At 72.1% G+C, this 16,668-nt stretch carries 16 protein-coding genes and 1 pseudogene; 8 read left to right on the top strand and 9 right to left on the bottom strand.

Features of this window, described 5'->3' with window-relative positions; genetic code table 11:
- The first annotated feature begins 13 nt into the window (after nt 1-13).
- Complete coding sequence (locus tag OG352_RS31090; protein ID WP_329221499.1) at nt 14-697, top strand: glycerophosphodiester phosphodiesterase; 684 nt, start codon at nt 14-16, stop codon at nt 695-697.
- Here the strand turns inward: OG352_RS31090 and OG352_RS31085 are convergent.
- The 6 genes from OG352_RS31085 to OG352_RS31060 form a co-directional block, all read right to left on the bottom strand.
- Nucleotides 686-2,404, bottom strand: coding sequence for an RNA polymerase sigma factor (locus OG352_RS31085; protein ID WP_329221497.1), 1,719 nt, complete (start codon nt 2,402-2,404; stop codon nt 686-688). The genes OG352_RS31090 and OG352_RS31085 overlap by 12 nt on opposite strands.
- 142 nt (nt 2,405-2,546) lie before the next feature.
- Nucleotides 2,547-3,104 carry a hypothetical protein gene (locus tag OG352_RS31080; protein WP_329221496.1) on the bottom strand — a complete coding sequence of 186 codons (558 nt, stop codon included), beginning with the start codon at nt 3,102-3,104 and terminating at the stop codon, nt 2,547-2,549.
- Nucleotides 3,088-3,585, bottom strand: a complete 498-nt coding sequence (locus tag OG352_RS31075; RefSeq protein ID WP_329221495.1) for an RNA polymerase sigma factor — start codon at nt 3,583-3,585, stop codon at nt 3,088-3,090. Before OG352_RS31075 ends, OG352_RS31080 begins: the two co-directional genes overlap by 17 nt.
- Nucleotides 3,582-4,274: a class F sortase gene (locus tag OG352_RS31070; protein WP_329221493.1), complete on the bottom strand. Its 693-nt coding sequence runs from the start codon at nt 4,272-4,274 to the stop codon at nt 3,582-3,584. The genes OG352_RS31075 and OG352_RS31070 overlap by 4 nt, the downstream gene beginning before the upstream one ends.
- Nucleotides 4,271-4,639, bottom strand: coding sequence for a sortase-dependent protein (locus tag OG352_RS31065; RefSeq protein WP_443072389.1), 369 nt, complete (start codon nt 4,637-4,639; stop codon nt 4,271-4,273). The genes OG352_RS31070 and OG352_RS31065 overlap by 4 nt, the downstream gene beginning before the upstream one ends.
- A 160-nt stretch (nt 4,640-4,799) precedes the next feature.
- Nucleotides 4,800-6,239 (bottom strand): gamma-aminobutyraldehyde dehydrogenase, encoded by a 1,440-nt coding sequence (locus OG352_RS31060; protein ID WP_329221491.1) that lies wholly within the window; start codon nt 6,237-6,239, stop codon nt 4,800-4,802.
- 179 nt (nt 6,240-6,418) lie between these two features.
- Here OG352_RS31060 and OG352_RS31055 point away from each other — a divergent pair, with 179 nt between their 5' ends.
- The 7 genes and pseudogenes from OG352_RS31055 (at nt 6,419) to OG352_RS31025 (ending at nt 12,691) form a co-directional block, all read left to right on the top strand.
- On the top strand, nt 6,419-6,937 hold the full coding sequence (locus OG352_RS31055; protein WP_329221489.1) for an Lrp/AsnC family transcriptional regulator: 519 nt from the start codon (nt 6,419-6,421) through the stop codon (nt 6,935-6,937).
- A 37-nt stretch (nt 6,938-6,974) separates the two neighbouring features.
- The gene (locus OG352_RS31050; protein ID WP_329221486.1) at nt 6,975-8,336 is read left to right on the top strand and encodes an aspartate aminotransferase family protein; all 1,362 of its coding nucleotides are present in this window, start codon (nt 6,975-6,977) and stop codon (nt 8,334-8,336) included.
- A 228-nt stretch (nt 8,337-8,564) separates the two neighbouring features.
- On the top strand, nt 8,565-9,308 hold the full coding sequence (locus OG352_RS31045; protein ID WP_329221485.1) for an ABC transporter ATP-binding protein: 744 nt from the start codon (nt 8,565-8,567) through the stop codon (nt 9,306-9,308).
- Nucleotides 9,290-10,705, top strand: a complete 1,416-nt coding sequence (locus tag OG352_RS31040; RefSeq protein ID WP_329221483.1) for a hypothetical protein — start codon at nt 9,290-9,292, stop codon at nt 10,703-10,705. Before OG352_RS31045 ends, OG352_RS31040 begins: the two co-directional genes overlap by 19 nt.
- 149 nt (nt 10,706-10,854) lie before the next feature.
- Complete coding sequence (locus OG352_RS31035; protein WP_329221481.1) at nt 10,855-11,274, top strand: VOC family protein; 420 nt, start codon at nt 10,855-10,857, stop codon at nt 11,272-11,274.
- Nucleotides 11,275-11,504: 230 nt separating this feature from the next.
- Nucleotides 11,505-11,786, top strand: a pseudogene (locus OG352_RS31030) (LOG family protein); the annotation flags it as partial.
- Between the two features lie 161 nt (nt 11,787-11,947).
- Complete coding sequence (locus OG352_RS31025; RefSeq protein ID WP_329221479.1) at nt 11,948-12,691, top strand: LAETG motif-containing sortase-dependent surface protein; 744 nt, start codon at nt 11,948-11,950, stop codon at nt 12,689-12,691.
- A 109-nt stretch (nt 12,692-12,800) separates the two neighbouring features.
- Here OG352_RS31025 and OG352_RS31020 read toward each other — a convergent pair whose 3' ends face one another.
- Genes OG352_RS31020 through OG352_RS31010 form a run of 3 tightly spaced genes read right to left on the bottom strand, consistent with a single transcriptional unit; the run spans nt 12,801 to nt 16,588 of the window.
- Nucleotides 12,801-13,820 (bottom strand): ABC transporter ATP-binding protein, encoded by a 1,020-nt coding sequence (locus OG352_RS31020; protein ID WP_329221476.1) that lies wholly within the window; start codon nt 13,818-13,820, stop codon nt 12,801-12,803.
- Complete coding sequence (locus OG352_RS31015; protein WP_329221474.1) at nt 13,821-15,494, bottom strand: ABC transporter permease; 1,674 nt, start codon at nt 15,492-15,494, stop codon at nt 13,821-13,823.
- Nucleotides 15,470-16,588, bottom strand: a complete 1,119-nt coding sequence (locus tag OG352_RS31010; RefSeq protein ID WP_329221472.1) for a thiamine ABC transporter substrate-binding protein — start codon at nt 16,586-16,588, stop codon at nt 15,470-15,472. Before OG352_RS31010 ends, OG352_RS31015 begins: the two co-directional genes overlap by 25 nt.
- Between the last annotated feature and the right edge of the window lie 80 nt (nt 16,589-16,668).

Here is a 16,668-nt window from a genome sequence, read left to right as displayed (position 1 = left end):
TCACAATGGGCCCATGCAGACGCTCACTGCCGTGGCCCATCGCGGCGACCCGTACCGCTTCCGTGAGAACACGCTCGACTCGCTGCGTTCCGCGCTCGACCAGGGCGCGGACGCCGTCGAGTTCGACGTACGCCTCACCCGGGACGGCGTGCCCGTGCTGCTGCACGACGAGACGCTGAAGCGGCTGTGGGAACTGGACCGGCCGCTGCGTTCGCTGTCCGCCGCCGAGGTGCGCGGGCTGACGGCGGGCGCGGTGCCGACCCTCGCGGAGGCGCTCGCGGCGACCGACGGCAGCCGGGTGATGCTGGACCTGCCGGGCACGCGGGACGTGCGGACGGCGCGCCGGATCGTGGACGTCGTACGGGAGGCGGGGGCGGCCGACCGCGCCTACTACTGTGCGGGCGCCGCCGAGATGCTCGCCGTCCGCGCGGCCGACCCGTCCGCCGAGATCGCCCTGACCCGCACCAGCCTGGCGCCCCCGCGCCCCGCCCTCCTCGCGGCGGTACGGCCGCGCTGGCTGAACTACCGCTTCTCCCTCGTCGACCGCGACCTGGCCGCCCGTGTCCACCGCGACGGCTACCTGCTCTCCGTCTGGACCCCCGACACCCGCCGTTCCCTGCGCCGGCTCGTCGACCTGGGCGTCGACTCGATCACCACCAACCGCATCGACGTCCTGACGGCCCTGCTACACGCGTGAGCGCTGCGCCACCGTCGCCGGGTCGGCCGGGGTCTCGCGGGTGGCGTACTGCGGGACCGGGGTGTCGTCGCCGCCGGTGTCGCGGACGAGGCCGTAGCGCGTCGCGCCCCGGTCGGGGCCGGTCGTGAGGTCCTTCTCCACGGCGTCCCAGGTGGTCGGGAAGACGTTGAGGCCGTAGTCGGCGCCCCGCTCGTTCACGGTGAGGGTGACGGTGCCGGCGAGGTAGAAGTACTCGTTCTGCCACATCTGCTGGGCGCCGGCCGGCAGGACCGTGTAGCCGGTGGCCGTGCCGCCCATGCCGGTGGCGGTGGCGTCGGTGGCGCTGACAGGGTCGTCCATGCGGCGGCCGCCGCCCGAGGCCACGTGGAAGAGCTTGCCCTTGAGGCCGGTCCAGGCCGGCATGACCAGGCCGCCGGCGCGGTACTGCGGCGATATCTGCCAGCGCACCAGGACATAGCCCCGGCCGCTGAGCGTCACGCTGTCCCCGCGGTGGTTCATGGTGGCGTGCGCGCCGCCGCTGCTGGTGACGCCGGGCGCGGGCCGCTGCGGCAGGGCGGCGGGCGGCGCGTCCCGGCCGGGCGCGCTGTCGACGGCGTCGACGACACTGCCGTACCGGCCCGTCTTCGCCTCGCTCGCCGACGGCGAGGGGGACGGCGACGGCGAGGCGGAGGCGGCGGCCGTGGCAGAAGCCGTGGGGGAAGCGGCGGACCTCGACGGCGTGGTCGCGGGCGCGCTCGCCGCCGTGGGGACGACGGCCGTCCGCGAGGGCCGGTCGTCGGGGGGCCTGACGACGACGTAGGCGCCGCCCGCGGCGAGGGTCGCGCCGGCCGTGACCGCGACGGCCGGCTTGGTCAGCGCGGCCAGCACCTTCGCGGACCAGCCGGCGGAGGCGGTGCCGGTGGCCGCGGCGGCCGTCTTGCCGCCGAGGGCCAGGGAGATCGTGAAGCCGGCCGGGACCGGCACCAGCGCGATCCCGACGAGCAGCCGTTCCGCCGGGACGACGGACTCGCCGGTGTCGCCGCAGTAGCCGCAGGCACGGACGTGCCGGGCCAGCCGCTTGCGCCACACGGAGTCGGGGGGGCCACTCCAGCGGGCGGTCAGGTCGCGCAGGTCGGGGCAGGCGCCGTCGAGGGCGCGCACGATGCCCCGGGAGACCTCCAGCCGTTCCTTCACCCGCTGGACGCGCACCGCGGCGTGCTGCCGGCTGATGCCGACGGCGGCGGCCAGCTCACGGCGGGTGAGTTCGCCCGCGACCTCCAGCCACCACAGGGACAGCAACTGCCGGTCCTCGTCGTCCAGCCAGCGCACCGCCTCCGCGACCTCGCGCCGCTGGCCCTCCAACTGGAGCCGGAGCACGGTGAGTTCGGCGAAGTCGGCGGCGTCGTCCTGCGGCACGCTCTCGTCGAGGCGCTGCGTCGTCCGGCGGCGGGCGCGGTCGCGTATCTGCCGCATGGCGATGGCGACCAGCCAGGAGCGGAAGCTGTCGGGGTCGCGCAGCGAGCCGAGGTTGTCGACGGCGCGCAGCATGGTCTCCTGGACGACGTCGTCGACGTCGGCGTGGCCGTTCAGGGCGCGGCCGACGATGTTGTAGACCAGCGGCAGCCAGCCCGCGACCAGCTCGTCCAGCGCCTGCCGGTCGCCGGCCTGCGCGTCGGCGACGGTGGCACGCCAGTGCCGGGCGGCCTCTGCGTCGACGTACGTCCTCATGCCCGCACCCTCTCAGCCGACCCCCCGTTGTTGGCAATGTCGGAGATCACACCCGAGGGGACGGCCTGGACGGCTCCCGGATAACACTTTTTCGTCTCCCGCAGGGGAAACCGTCGGCAACTCCCCTACGCGGAACGGAACTTCACGGGGTGGACGACGGCGTACTCGGCTCGGCCGACGGCGTACCCGGCTGGGTCGAGGTCGTGTCCCGCGCGGTCTGCGTCGGTTCCCCGCTGGGGGTTTCCGCGAAGGTGGGGGCAACGGTGCCGGTGGGGGCAGTCGAGGAACCGGGGGCCGGGACGGTGGTGTCCACCCCCTCCGAAGGGTCCGGCGTGGGGGCCCGCGTAAAGCCCTCGGTGCCGGCCGGGGGGGTGGGCGCGGGCCCGGTCGACGGCACGGTCGACGGCCCGTTCGACGGGCCGCTCGCCGGCGGCGGGGCGAGTGGGACCGCCGGGCCCGCGGGTGCGTCGGACCCCGTCAGGCGCAGCGGCAGCAGGACGGCGAGCGCGGCGACGGCGCAGGTCGCGCCGACCCCGGCCGCGACGCGCACCAGCCGGCGGCGGGCCGCGCCGCGGCGGATCTCCTCGTACCGGCCGGGCGGCGGGCCGAGGTGGCCGGAGGCGGGCCGCAGGACGACGGTGAGCGGGTCGTCCGGGTCGAGGTCCGGGCCGTCGTCGAAGTCGTCAGCGGGTGTGATCAAGGCTTCTCCTCAGTTGGGCGCGGAGCATCTCGCGAGCCGCGTGCAGGTCGGCCTTGACGGTTCCTTCCTTGCGCCCGGTCAGCACGGACACCTCCCTGATCGGCATGTCAGCGTAGTAGTGCAGCAGGATCGGCACGCGCAGCCGGTCGGGCAGCGACTGCACGAGCATCCGCACCGAGGGGTCGGCCGTCTCGGCGTGCGGGGCGACGGCGGCCTCGACGGTGGCCCGGCGCACGGCCCGGCGCTCCCGTTCGAGCTTGCGCCAGTGGTCGCGGACCAGGTTGGCGGCGGTGACGAAGAGGAAGCCCTGCGGCTCCGCCACGGTCGTCCAGCGGGCCCAGAGGCGGGTGAACGCCTCCGAGGCGATCTCGTGCGCCGTCTCGTCGTCGTCGACGAGCCGGCGGCACCAGCCGGCGAGACGTGGGTAGAGGGCGGCGAACAGTTCGGACGCCGCCCTCTCGCGCGTGTGTGACCGTTTCAACGTTCTCCCGCGGAACTCGAGGCGGCACCGGACCCGGTGCCCGAACCAGCGGTCGACCCGGTGCTCAGCGCGGCGAAGACGATCACGTTGTCGCGGTATCCGTCGCCGGTACGGGGTCCGCCGCACGTGATGAGACGCAGTTCCGGCCGGTCCACGTTCCCGTAGACCTTCTCGGTCGGGAACTCCGCCTTGTCGACGGTGCTCACGTCGGTGACGGCGAACTCGGCCGTCGTGCCGTTCTCCAGGCGCGCCGTGATCCGGTCGCCCCGGCGCAGCCGGTCGAGGTGCCGGAACACGCCGTCGCCGTACTGGCCGACCGTGACGTGGGCGAGGATCACCGACGGCCCGGTCTGCCCCGGGGTCGGCGACTGCTCGTACCACCCCGCCCGGTCGTGCCGCTCGACGGGAGGCACCTGCACAGTGCCGTCGGCGGCCAGCCCCAGCCGCATGACCGAGGTGTCGACCCCGATGACCGGAATCCGCAGCCCGACCGGCACCGACCGCGCTAGGGGCCGCGCCGCCTGGGCGGAGGGGGCCGAGGAAGCGGAGGAGCCCGAGGAAGCGGAGGACGCGCCCGGCGTACCCGCGCCGGTCGTGGCGACCGGGTCGGCCGAGTTGCCGGCGCAGCCCGTGAGCAGCAGCACCGCGAGGGCCGAGAGGGCCACGGCGCGCCTGGAGAGCGAGATCATGCGCCGGTCGCCCTCCGGCGCCGTACGACGTAGAAGGCCGTGCCGGCCGCCGCGAACGCCGCGACCGCGCCGCCGCCGATCACCGCGCCGTTGCTGTCGGACGGCTCCCCGACGCCGGTGTCGGCGGCACCCCTCGGCACGGTGCCGACCTGGCTCGGGGCGGTGGTCGGGCCGGGCTCGGTGTCCGTGGCCGGGGTCGGGGCCATGCTGGTGGCGGGGGTGGCGTCCGTGCCCGAGTCCGTCGTGGGGGCGGCGCTGGGCACGGCGGACGGGGTCCCGTCGGCGAGCGCGGGGCTCGCGCCCACCATCAGGGCGGCACCCGCAACTGCCAGTGCGGCAAAGCCCGTTCGGGATATGAGTCGCATGAATCGCTCTCTTTCATCGGTCCGTTGACGGATCGGGGGGAGAGACGACGCAGCGACGCAACAGGTTGTAAAGAGATGGCAAAGCCAGGGAACGCGTCGAACGGCCGCCCGCGGAGCGCCGGTCAGGGAGCGCTCCGCGGGGAGCATGACGCGCGGAGCGCTACGCGTCCAGGGACGTCATCACATGCTTGATGCGCGTGTAGTCGTCGAAGCCGTACGACGAGAGGTCCTTGCCGTAGCCGGACTTCTTGAAGCCGCCGTGGGGCATCTCGGCGACCAGCGGGATGTGGGTGTTGATCCACACGCAGCCGAAGTCGAGCTTCTTGGACATGCGCATCGCGCGGCCGTGGTCCTTGGTCCACACCGAGGAGGCGAGGGCGTACTCGACGCCGTTGGCCCACTCCACCGCCTGGTCCTCGTCCGTGAAGGACTGGACGGTGATGACCGGTCCGAAGACCTCGTTCTGGATGATCTCGTCGTCCTGCTTCAGCCCGGAGACGACGGTCGCGGCGTAGAAGTAGCCCTTGTCGCCGACGCGTTGGCCCCCCGCCTCGACCTTGGCGTGGGCGGGCAGCCGCTCGATGAACCCGGTGACCTGCTCGAGCTGGTTCGGGTTGTTGAGCGGGCCGTAGAGCACGTCCTCGTCGTCCGGCTGCCCGGTCTTCGTCTCCGCCGCGGCCTTCGCCAGCGCGGCCACGAACTCGTCGTGGATCGACTCCTGGACGAGGACCCGGGCGGCGGCCGTACAGTCCTGGCCGGCGTTGAAGTAGCCCGCCACGGAGATGTCCTCGACGGCCTTGGCGATGTCGGTGTCCTCGAACACGACGACCGGCGCCTTGCCGCCCAGCTCCAGGTGGACGCGCTTGAGGTCCCTGGACGCCGACTCGGCCACCGACATGCCCGCGCGCACCGAGCCGGTGATGGAGGCCATCGCCGGGGTCGGGTGCTCGACCATCAGCCGGCCGGTGTCACGGTCGCCGGTCACGACGTTGAAGACGCCCGTGGGCAGGATCGAGCCGACGATGTCGGCGATCAGGACGGTGGAGGCGGGCGTCGTGTCCGACGGCTTCAGCACCACCGTGTTGCCCGCCGCGATCGCCGGGGCGAACTTCCACACGGCCATCATCATCGGGTAGTTCCACGGCGCGACCTGCGCGCAGACCCCGACCGGCTCACGGCGCACGATGGACGTCATCCCGTCCATGTACTCGCCGGCGCTGCGCCCCTCCAGCATCCGGGCCGCGCCCGCGAAGAAGCGGATCTGGTCGACCATCGGCGGGATCTCCTCGGAGCGGGTCAGCCCGATCGGCTTGCCCGTGTTCTCCACCTCGGCCGCGATGAGGTCCTCGGCGCGCTCCTCGAAAGCGTCCGCGATCTTGAGGAGGGCCCGCTGCCGCTCGGCCGGGGTGGTGTCGCGCCAGCCCGGGAAGGCCTTGGCGGCGGCCGCCATCGCGGCGTCGACGTCCGCCGGGCCGGACAGCGGCGCGGTCGCGTACGCCTCGCCCGTCACGGGGTTGACCACCTCGGTGGTCCGCCCGTCGGCGGCGTCCCGGAACTCACCCGCGATGTAGTTGCGCAGACGACGCAGCTCGGTGCTCACTGCCGGCCTCCTGTCAGTTTCTGACGGTTGGGGGGTGTCCATTGACTGAGACACCCACCCTAATCCGCGCACCCACGTTTTCAACACCCCCGTCCGCACCAGAACTGCGGATTCCGCAGATACAGCTCTCATAGACAACGAATTTCATCGCCCCAGCCTTGCGGAACGGTCGAGACGTCGTGCACAGTGAGGCCGTGGCCAGTCGAAGCGCAGAGCACAGGGACTCCCGCGAGTCCAGGAACGGCAGCACGTCCCCGCTGGATGCCGTCAGCCTCGCCATCATCGAGCAGCTCCAGGAGGACGGCCGCCGGCCGTACGCCGCGATCGGCAAGGCCGTCGGCCTCTCCGAGGCGGCCGTGCGCCAGCGCGTCCAGAAGCTGCTCGACCAGGGCGTGATGCAGATCGTCGCCGTCACGGACCCGCTCACCGTGGGTTTCCGCCGGCAGGCGATGGTCGGGATCCATGTCGAGGGCGACGTCGAGTCCATAGCGGAAGCCCTGACCGACATGGCGGAGGTCGAGTACGTGGTGATGACCGCGGGCTCGTTCGACGTCCTCGCCGAGATCGTCTGCGAGGACGACGACCACCTGCTGGACGTCATCAACAGACGCATCCGCGCCCTGCCCGGCGTGCGCTCCACCGAGAGTTTCGTCTACCTGAAGCTGAAGAAGCAGACCTACATGTGGGGAACCCGATGACCCTGGGCAACCTGACGACCTTGAGGACCCGATAACCGTGAGCAAGGACCTCAGCCGCACCGCGTACGACCACCTGTGGATGCACTTCACCCGCATGTCCTCGTACGAGAACGCCCCGGTTCCGACGATCGTCCGGGGCGAGGGCGCCTACATCTACGACGACAAGGGCAAGCGCTACCTCGACGGTCTCGCGGGCCTGTTCGTGGTCCAGGCCGGTCACGGCCGCGTCGAGCTCGCCGAGGCCGCCTTCAAGCAGGCGCAGGAGCTGGCGTTCTTCCCGGTGTGGTCCTACGCCCACCCCAAGGCCGTCGAGCTGGCGGAACGTCTCGCGCACCACGCGCCGGGCGACCTCAACAAGGTCTTCTTCACCACCGGCGGCGGCGAGGCCGTCGAGACCGCCTGGAAGCTCGCCAAGCAGTACTTCAAGCTGACCGGCAAGCCCGGCAAGTACAAGGTCGTCTCGCGTGCGGTCGCCTACCACGGCACCCCGCAGGGCGCCCTGTCCATCACCGGCCTGCCGGCCCTCAAGGCCCCCTTCGAGCCGCTCGTCCCGGGCGCGCACAAGGTCCCGAACACCAACATCTACCGCGCCCCGATCCACGGCGACGACCCCGAGGCGTACGGCCGCTGGGCCGCCGACCAGATCGAGCAGCAGATCCTCTTCGAGGGCCCGGACACGGTCGCCGCGGTCTTCCTGGAGCCGGTCCAGAACGCCGGCGGCTGCTTCCCGCCCCCGCCCGGCTACTTCCGGCGCGTGCGCGAGATCTGCGACCAGTACGACGTCCTGCTCGTCTCCGACGAGGTCATCTGCGCCTTCGGCCGCCTCGGCACGATGTTCGGCTGCGACAAGTTCGGCTACGTCCCGGACATGATCACCTGCGCCAAGGGCATGACGTCCGGCTACTCCCCCATCGGCGCCTGCGTCATCAGCGACCGGCTGGCCGAGCCGTTCTACAAGGGCGACAACACCTTCCTGCACGGCTACACCTTCGGCGGCCACCCGGTCTCCGCGGCGGTCGCCCTCGCCAACCTCGACCTGTTCGAACGCGAGGGCCTCAACCAGCACGTCCTCGACAACGAGGGCGCGTTCCTGTCGACCCTCCAGAAGCTGCACGACCTGCCGATCGTCGGCGACGTCCGCGGCAACGGCTTCTTCTACGGCATCGAGCTCGTCAAGGACAAGGCGACGAAGGAGTCCTTCGACGCCGCCGAGACCGAGCGCGTCCTGTACGGCTTCCTCTCCAAGGCGCTCTACGACAACGGCCTGTACTGCCGTGCCGACGACCGCGGCGACCCGGTCGTCCAGCTCGCCCCGCCGCTGATCTCCACCCAGGAGACGTTCGACGAGATCGAGCAGATCCTCCGCGCCACCCTCACGGAGGCATGGACGAAGCTGTGACACGGAGCTGCGACGCGAAGCTGTGATCAACTGACTCTGTGATCAACACCGGCCCCGGTGTCTGCCGTTCGAGTGAGAAACGGCGGCCCGGGGCCGTGTGCTGTCCGGATGCCCGCCACGACGTCCTTAGCGTGCTCGTGACCGATCGGCCCTGCCTTCGTTCCCCCGTCGTTCCCCCGGACGGGGGATCTGCACGGGAACTACGGATCTGAACCGAGGTGTTCGCCCATGGAGGCCCCGCCGGACAACGACGTGCTCTGGGCACGCTCCCTGCACTTCACGCACCGCGACGGCTCGCCCGGCCTGGCCGGCGTCTCGCTGGGCGTGCGGGAGGGCGAGATCCTCGCCGTCAGCGGGCCGCGCGGCAGCGGCAAGACGACCCTGCTGCACTGTCTGTCCGGCCTGGTGCCCGCCCAGCGCGGCGAGGTCTGGTTCAACAGCGTCCCCGTGCACACGATGGGCCCGATGGCCCGCGAACGGCTGCGCCGCGACCGCTTCGGCTGGATCGACCCGGTACCGGTCCTCGTCCCCGAACTCAACGTCTGGGAGAACGCGGCCCTCCCCCTGATGCTGCGCGGCACCAGCCGCCGCCGGGCCAAGGTCGCCGCCCTGGAGTGGCTGGAGCGCCTCGACATCGGCGACCGGGCCCGCAGCCGCCCGCACGAACTCACCCAGGCGGAACGCCAGCGCGTCTGCATCACGCGGGCGCTCGCTCCCGCCCCCTCCGTCCTCTTCGCGGACGAGCCGACGGCCCCCCTCCACCGCGCGGACCGGTCCCACGTCCTGCGCACCCTGACGACGGCGGCCCGCTCCCACGGCATCACCGTGGTGCTGGCCACCCACGACCCGGAGACCGCGGCCCTCGCCGACCGCACGGTGCCGCTGCTGGACGGGCGCCGGGTGAGGACGCTCCACCTGCCCCCGGTCACGGAGCAGCAAGGCCGGGGGGCCGCGTGCTCGCTCTCCGTCTGACGCGCAGCGCCCACCCCGCCGTCCAGCTCCGCCGCCTCCTGGTGGCGACGGCCTCGGCGGGCACCGGCTTCCTCCTCCTGTGCACCCTCGGCCGCGCCCTGACCCACCCCGACACACCCGCCGCCTCGCTCCTACGCCTCGGCTGGTGCACGGTCCCCCTGGCGGCGACGGTCTACTTCGCCCTCGCGGTCGCCCGCACGGACCCCGGCACCCGTCCCCGCCCCGGCCTGGCGGCGATCGGCCTGGGCCCGACCCGCCTGATGGCCGTCTCGGCGACGACGACGGCCCTCTCCACCCTCCTCGGCTCCGCGCTGGCCCTCCTCGTCTTCCTCCACCTGCGCGGCGACCTCACGGGCATGCCGTTCGACGGAGCGGCACGCGACTTCCTGGCCGCCGACCAGCCCCTCCCGCTACCGGGATCCCTGACCCTCCTGGCCCTCGTCCCGGCCACGTCGTCGATCGCGGTGGCCCTGATGCTCCGCCCCAGGGACACCCAGGTGGCAGCCCGGGCGACCCCGAGAATGTTCGGCAGCTTCGGCGCGTACGGGAGGAGGGCGGCGGGAGAACGGTTCGGCGCGTACGGCAGGTTCGGAGCCCGCCTGCAGCAGGCGGAGCCGGCGAGCGGTCCTGCCGCCGGGGCGGCCCCCGGCACGAAGACGGACGACACCCCGCAAGCGGCGCTCAGCGCGACCCACCCCTCAGACCCGGCCGACGGCACGCAGGAGACCCCGGCCGGCGCACTCCGCCTCCAGGCCCCCGCCGACGGCACGCAGGAATCGCGGCCCCACCTCCCCAACCCCCTCGCGCTCCCCTGGGGCACAGCCCTCCTCGCCGCCGGGCTGGCCGTGGAGGCGTACGCGAACCGCATGGCGCACCCGACCGCCTTCCCCCTCCCCGGCGGCCTCCTCACCGGCCCCGCCGCGGTCCTCCTCGGCTGGACCCTCACCGCCGTGGGCCTCGCCCTGGCCGGCCCCGGCCTCACCCACCTCAGCGGCCGCCTGCTGCAAGCGGCCCGCCCCGGTGCCCTCCGCCTCCTCGCCGGCCGCGGCCTGATGCAGGAGGCGTCCCGCATCGGCCGTCCGCTGGGCGTGGTCTGCGCGGTGGCCTCCGGCGCGTACACGATGGCCGCGCTGTACGACCCGGCCGACCCGTCCTTCGGCCCGCTCACCACCCTCGGCGCCGTGGTCGTCGCGGGCTGCACCGTCGCCACGCTGCTGACGGCGGCCGTGGAGGCGCGGCAGTCCCGCGCCGACACCACCGCCGCCCTCCTGCGCCTCGGCGCCCCGGCCAGGACGCTGCGCAGCGCCGCCGCCCTGCGCACCGGCGCCCTCCTGACCCTGTTCGTCCCGCTCACCCTCGTCGTGGCCGAACTGGCGGCACTCCCCCTGACCCGGTGAGCCCCCGCGGTGATCCCGCCAGGGCCCCCTGAGATCCCGTTCGAAAAGATCTCCCGCCCACCGATGAGTTCCGCTCGACCCCCGGGTCTACCCCACCGAACAGCACACACCGGCGCACACCAGCACCACGAACCCCTCGGAGAGACCCGATGACCAGCACGGCCTACCAGCAGATGATCTTCGTGAACCTGCCCGTGAACGACCTCGACGCCTCGAAGAAGTTCTTCACGGAGCTCGGCTACACGATCAACCCGCAGTTCAGCGACGACAACGCGACCTCCGTGGTGATCAGCGACACGATCGTCGCGATGCTCCTCATCAAGCCGTTCTACTCGACCTTCACCAAGAAGGAGATCGCGGACGCCACGACGACCAGCGAGGTCCTGGTCGCCCTCAGCGCCGAGAGCCGCGAGAAGGTCGACGAGCTGGTCGACAAGGCGCTCACGCTGGGCGGCACGCCCAGCGGCGAGACCCAGGACATGGGCTTCATGTACGGCCGCTCCTTCGACGACCTCGACGGCCACACCTGGGAGATCATCTGGATGGACCCGGCTACCATCGCAGGCTGATCAGGACTCCGGACCGGCTCACCGCACGGCGGTGCCTGGCATGGGCGGATGCATCCGACGACACCCGCCCAGCGGTTCGACGGTTCCCACGACCGTGAGATCGAGTCCCTCGCCGAGTTCGACGAGGTGGTCCGCGACCACGGCACCCTCACCCTCACCCACTCTCGGCTTCTCCCCCACGCTCGGCTTCGCTCGCGCGGGGAGGTGCCCCCATCGACGGCCAGCTGGCCCGCTTCGACGGCCAGCTGGCCCGCTGCACCGCAGGCGTGGTGTTCCTGCCGGGCGCCGCCGGAACCGTCCAGGAGATCTTCGACAACGCGACGCCCAACTCCTACGAGTCGCGGGGCGAGCCGACCCCGATGGTCCTCGTGGACCGCGAGCACTGGACGCAACGCCTCCCCGCCTGGCCGCTCTTGCGGTCACTCGCCCGGGAGCGGTCACTGGAGTCCCGTATCGCCCTCGTTGACCGGATCGAGGAGGCACCGGACGCGTTGAAACGTCTCGGTGCTTAATAAGCGGGCAAAGCCAACCGGTCAGAAGCGTCCCCGCATTGACACTGCTTATGGAACGCTTATAGACCTGTGAGTCTGCTGGGGATGGTGACGCACCCGCTCACCGGGGACGCCATCCTCCCCTCCACCCCCCGCAGTTGCGCTTCCCGTAAAGGACAAACGTGTCCCTTTCCCGCCGTACCGCCGCTCGTTCGGTGCGCATGCTCGGCGTCACCGCCGCTTCCGCCGCCCTCGCGTTCAGCGCCGCCGGCACCGCGCTGGCCTGCGATATCAGTGATTTCTCCGCCTCCGCCGCCTGTGACGGCGCGAAGGGCCTCATCACCGTCACCGACAAGGACCGCTCGCACACCGCGGCCGAGGTCACGGTCTTCCTCGAGAACAACGGCGCCGACCTCCGGCAGGTCGGCGAGGCCCAGACCGTCAAGGGCTCGAAGAAGGGCGTCACCATCTCCTTCGCCGAGGACTGGGAGCCGGGCGCGATCTACCGGATCCACGTCAAGGCCACGGTGGGCAAGAAGACCGTCGACGAGGACATCAGCCCGAACCTGACCACCCCGTCCAAGGCCTGCACGGCCGACGACACCACCACCCCGTCCGGCACACCGTCGAACACGCCGTCCGGCACCCCCTCCTCGACCCCGTCGGACACCGCTCCGCCGCCGGCCGACACCGCCGCCCCGAGCCCGTCCGTCTCGGACTCGGGCACGGAGTCGGCGAGCGCCAGCGCCGCGCCCGTGCCCTCCGCGAGCAACGCCCCCTCGGCCGCGGCCCAGGAGTCCAACCTCGCCGAGACCGGCGCCAACTCCAACACCGGCCTGATCGTCGGCATCGCGGGCGCCCTGGTCGTCGTAGGCGGTGGCGCGGTGTTCTTCGGCATACGTCGCCGTGGATCCAGCAACCGCTGACCGGCAGAACGAAACGTACGCACGTGTGGCCCGTCCCCTGGAGAGCATCCACAGGGGCGGGCCACACGCACGTCCCGTGCAGGGCGTCGTTCCCGTAAGGGGCGGTCGGTCAGTCCAGTACGACGATTTCGGCCGCGTCGAAGGACACCCCGACCGTGTCCCCGACCTCCGGCGCGTCCCGCAGCGTGCACGCCGCCTCGAGCCTCGGTGCGCCCTCCGGCTGGAGGTGCACGGCGACATGGGTGCCCCGGAAGGTGCGGGCGGCGACCGTGCAGCGCAGGCCCTCCTCCGCGCCCACCAGGCGCACACCGGCGGGCCGGACGAGCAGTGTGCGCGCCCCCTGCCCGGACCCGGCCGGCACCGGCACCTTGCCCCACGGCGTGACCGCGACCTCCCCGGTGACGGTCGCCTCGACCACGTTGTCGAAGCCGAGGAAGCGGGCCACGAACGCGTCCGCCGGCCGCTGCCACACCTCAAGTGGCGTACCGGACTGGGCGATCCGCCCGTCCCGCATCACCACGACCCGGTCGGCGAGCGCGAACGCCTCGCCCTGGTCGTGCGTGACCGCGAGGACGGTGGTCCCCAACCGGCCGAAGAGTTCCCGGAGTTCGACGACCAGCCGCTCCCGCAGCGACCGGTCGAGCTGGCCGAGCGGCTCGTCCAGCATCAGCAGCCGGGGCCGGGGCGCCAGCGCCCGGGCCAGCGCCACCCGCTGCTGCTCCCCGCCGGAGAGCGCGGCCACGGCCCGGCGAGCGGCGCCGGGCAGCCCGACGAGGTCGAGCAACTCCCGTACCCGCGCCGCCTGTTCCTGTGCGGAGGCAGCCCGCATCCGCAGCCCGAAGGCCACGTTGCCGCCCACGTCCCGCTGCGGGAAGAGCTGATGGTCCTGGAACATCAGCCCGAGCTCCCGCTTGTGCGCGGGCACACCCGTCTGGTCGCGCCCGTCGAGCAACACCCGCCCGGAGTCCAGGGGTTGCAGTCCGGCGACCGCCCGCAGCAGCGTCGACTTGCCACTGCCGCTGGGCCCGAGCACACACACCACCTCGTGCTCGGCGACGGCCAGATCGACGGCGTCGAGCACGGCCCGCCCACCGAACCGCACGGTCGCGCCCGCCAGTTCCAGCAGCATCTAGAACTCCCCCGTCCGGTCGGTCCGCAGCCGCTCCAGCACCAGCAGGGCCACCGCGCACACCACCATCAGAATCGTCGAAAGGGCCATCGCCTGGCCGTAGTTGAGCTCACCGGCCCGCCCGAGCAGTCGCGCCACTGCGACCGGCAGCGTCGGGTTGTCGGGCCGCGCGATGAACACGGTCGCCCCGAACTCCCCCAGCGACACCGCGAACGCGAACCCGGCCGCGACCAGCAGCGCCCGCCGCACCATCGGCAGGTCCACCTCCCGCCACACCCGCCACGGTGACGCCCCGAGCACCGCCGCCGCCTCGCGCAGCCGCTGGTCGACCGCCCGCAGCACCGGCAGCATGGTCCGTACGACGAAGGGAACCCCGACCAGCGCCTGGGCGAGGGGAACGAGGATCCACGTACCGCGCAGGTTCAGCGGAGGCTCGTCCAGCGCGATCAGGAACCCGAAGCCGACGGTCACGGCGGAGACGCCGAGCGGCAGCATCAGCAGTGCGTCGAAGCCACGGACCAGCGCCCCGGCGTCCCGGCGGGTGAGGGCGGCCGCGGCGAGCCCGCCGACGAGCACGGCGATCGCGGTCGCGACGACCGCGTACTGCAGCGAGTTGCCGATCGCCTCTATCGGCGGGACGAGGAAGATGTTGCCGTCGTCGCTGGTCAGCGCCCGGTAGTAGGCGAAGTCGGGTGCGTCGAGGGACCGCTGCACCAGCACCGCGAGCGGCAGCACCAGCAGCACGGCGATGCTCGCGAGCACCCCGGCGAGCAGCGCCCACTGCCCGGCCCCGCGCGGCCGCCGCGCCGTCACGGAGGCGTCCACCAGCCGCAGCGCGGTCTCCCGCCGCCGTACGGCCCGGGCGTGCACGGCGAGGATCGCGCCGACGGCCGCGAACTGGACGATCGTGAGGACGGCGGCCGTGGACAGGTCGAAGATCTCGGAGGTCTGCCGGTAGATCTCCACTTCGAGGGTGGAGAAGGTGGGGCCGCCGAGGATCTGCACCACACCGAAGGAGGTGAAGGTGAAGAGGAACACCATCAGCGCGGCGGCGGCCACGGCGGGCCCGAGCGCCGGCAGCGTGACCGAGCGCCAGGCCCGCAGCCGGGACGCGCCCAGCATCCGCGCCGCCTCCTCCTGCCGCGGGTCGAGCTGCGACCACAGCCCGCCCACGGTCCGTACGACGACCGCGTAGTTGAAGAAGACGTGCGCGAGCAGGATCGCCCACACGGTGGTGTCCAGCCGTACGCCCCACAGCTCGTCGAGCAGTCCGCCACGCCCGACGAGCGCCAGGAACGCCGTACCGACGACGACAGTCGGCAGCACGAACGGGACGGTGACGACGGCGCGCAGCACCTGCTTGCCCGGGAAGTCGAGCCGCGCGAACACGTACGCGCCGGGCAGCGCGACCAGGAGCGTGAGCGCGGTGGACGCGAACGCCTGCCAGGTGGTGAACCACAGCACGTGCCGGATGTCGGACTGCCCGAGCACGTCCCACAGCCGCCCGAACTGCCAGCCGCCGTCCGTCCGCAGTCCACGGGCGACGATCGCGGCGACCGGGTAGGCGAAGAACACCGCGAAGAACGCGACGGGCACGACCAGCAGACCGAGCCGAGCCGCCGCACTCCCCTTGGCACCCTTCTCGGGGGCTACTTCAGTACGAGCGAGGTCCATGACTTGACCCAGTCGTCACGGTTGTCGGCGATCTTCGCGGGGTCCATGGTCTCGGGATCCTTGGCGGCGGGCCCGTACGCCGTGAACTCGGCGGGCACGGCCGCGCCCTTCACCACCGGGTACACGAACATGTTGAGCGGCATGTCCTCCTGGAACTTCTTGGTGATCAGGAAGTCGATGAGCGCCTTGCCGCCCTTGCCGTTGGCCGCGTTGCTCAGCAGCCCCGCGAACTCGACCTGCCGGAAGCAGGTGCCGGTCGCGACCCCGGTCGGGGCGGTGGCCGGCTTCGGGTCGCCGTAGATCACCTCGGCGGGCGGCGAGGAGGCGTACGACACGACGAGCGGCCGGTCCGCCTTGGCCTTCTTGCCCCCGGCGGACCCCGAGAACTCCTCGTTGTAGGCCTGCTCCCAGCCGTCGACGACCTTCACGCCGTTCGCCTTGAGCTTCTTCCAGTAGCCCTGCCAGCCTCCCCCACTCTCGGCTTCGCTCGAGCGGGAGGTGCCCCCATCGCCGTACTTGGCGGCGGTGCCGAGCAGGAAACCGAGACCGGGCGAGGAGGTGGAGGCGTTCTCGGTGACGAGGAGGTTCTTGTACTCGGGCTTGACGAGGTCGTCGAAGGAGGCGGGCGGGGTCAGCTTGTGCGCGCTGAAGTACGCCTTGTCGTAGTTGACGCAGATGTCGCCGGAGTCGATGGGCGTGACCCGGTGCTTGCTCTGGTCGACCCGGTACTGCGGCAGGATCAGATCGGCGCCCTTCGCCTCGTACGGCTGGAAGAGCCCGTTGTCGAGCGCCCGGGAGAGCAGGGTGTTGTCGACGCCGAAGAAGACGTCGCCCTGCGGGTTGTCCTTGGTGAGGATGGCCTTGTTGACGGCCTGGCCGGCGTCGCCGTCCTTGAGGACCTTCACCTGGTAGCCGGACTGCTTCTCGAAGTCGGCGAGCACGCTCTTGGAGACGGCCCACGAGTCGTGGCTGACCAGGGTGACGGTCTTGGACTCCGCCGCCGCCTCCTTGCCGTCCGTCGAACCGCACGCGGACAGCGTGACCAGACCGAGCCCGACGGCTCCGGCCACGGCCGCGATGGTCTTGTTGTGCACTTGGTTTTCCTCCTGGGTCGACCAGGAAGAGACGCTGCCCTGCCCGGCGTCCGTCCGCACGGGACGGACGCCGGGCAGGG

The organism is Streptomyces sp. NBC_01485, from assembly GCF_036227125.1.
Classification (GTDB): Bacteria; Actinomycetota; Actinomycetes; order Streptomycetales; family Streptomycetaceae; genus Streptomyces.
The sequence above is the reverse complement of the archived record's forward strand: the minus strand, read 5'-3'. Positions and strand labels throughout refer to the sequence as shown.

Coding starts and splice junctions, on each gene's coding strand:
- OG352_RS31015 (WP_329221474.1), bottom strand. CDS start 15,494: ATGGACCTCGCTCGTACTGAAGTAGCCCCCGAGAAGGGTGCCAAGGGG.
- OG352_RS31045 (WP_329221485.1), top strand. CDS start 8,565: ATGGAGGCCCCGCCGGACAACGACGTGCTCTGGGCACGCTCCCTGCAC.
- OG352_RS31020 (WP_329221476.1), bottom strand. CDS start 13,820: ATGCTGCTGGAACTGGCGGGCGCGACCGTGCGGTTCGGTGGGCGGGCC.
- OG352_RS31070 (WP_329221493.1), bottom strand. CDS start 4,274: ATGATCTCGCTCTCCAGGCGCGCCGTGGCCCTCTCGGCCCTCGCGGTG.
- OG352_RS31090 (WP_329221499.1), top strand. CDS start 14: ATGCAGACGCTCACTGCCGTGGCCCATCGCGGCGACCCGTACCGCTTC.
- OG352_RS31035 (WP_329221481.1), top strand. CDS start 10,855: ATGACCAGCACGGCCTACCAGCAGATGATCTTCGTGAACCTGCCCGTG.
- OG352_RS31065 (WP_443072389.1), bottom strand. CDS start 4,639: ATGCGACTCATATCCCGAACGGGCTTTGCCGCACTGGCAGTTGCGGGT.
- OG352_RS31085 (WP_329221497.1), bottom strand. CDS start 2,404: ATGAGGACGTACGTCGACGCAGAGGCCGCCCGGCACTGGCGTGCCACC.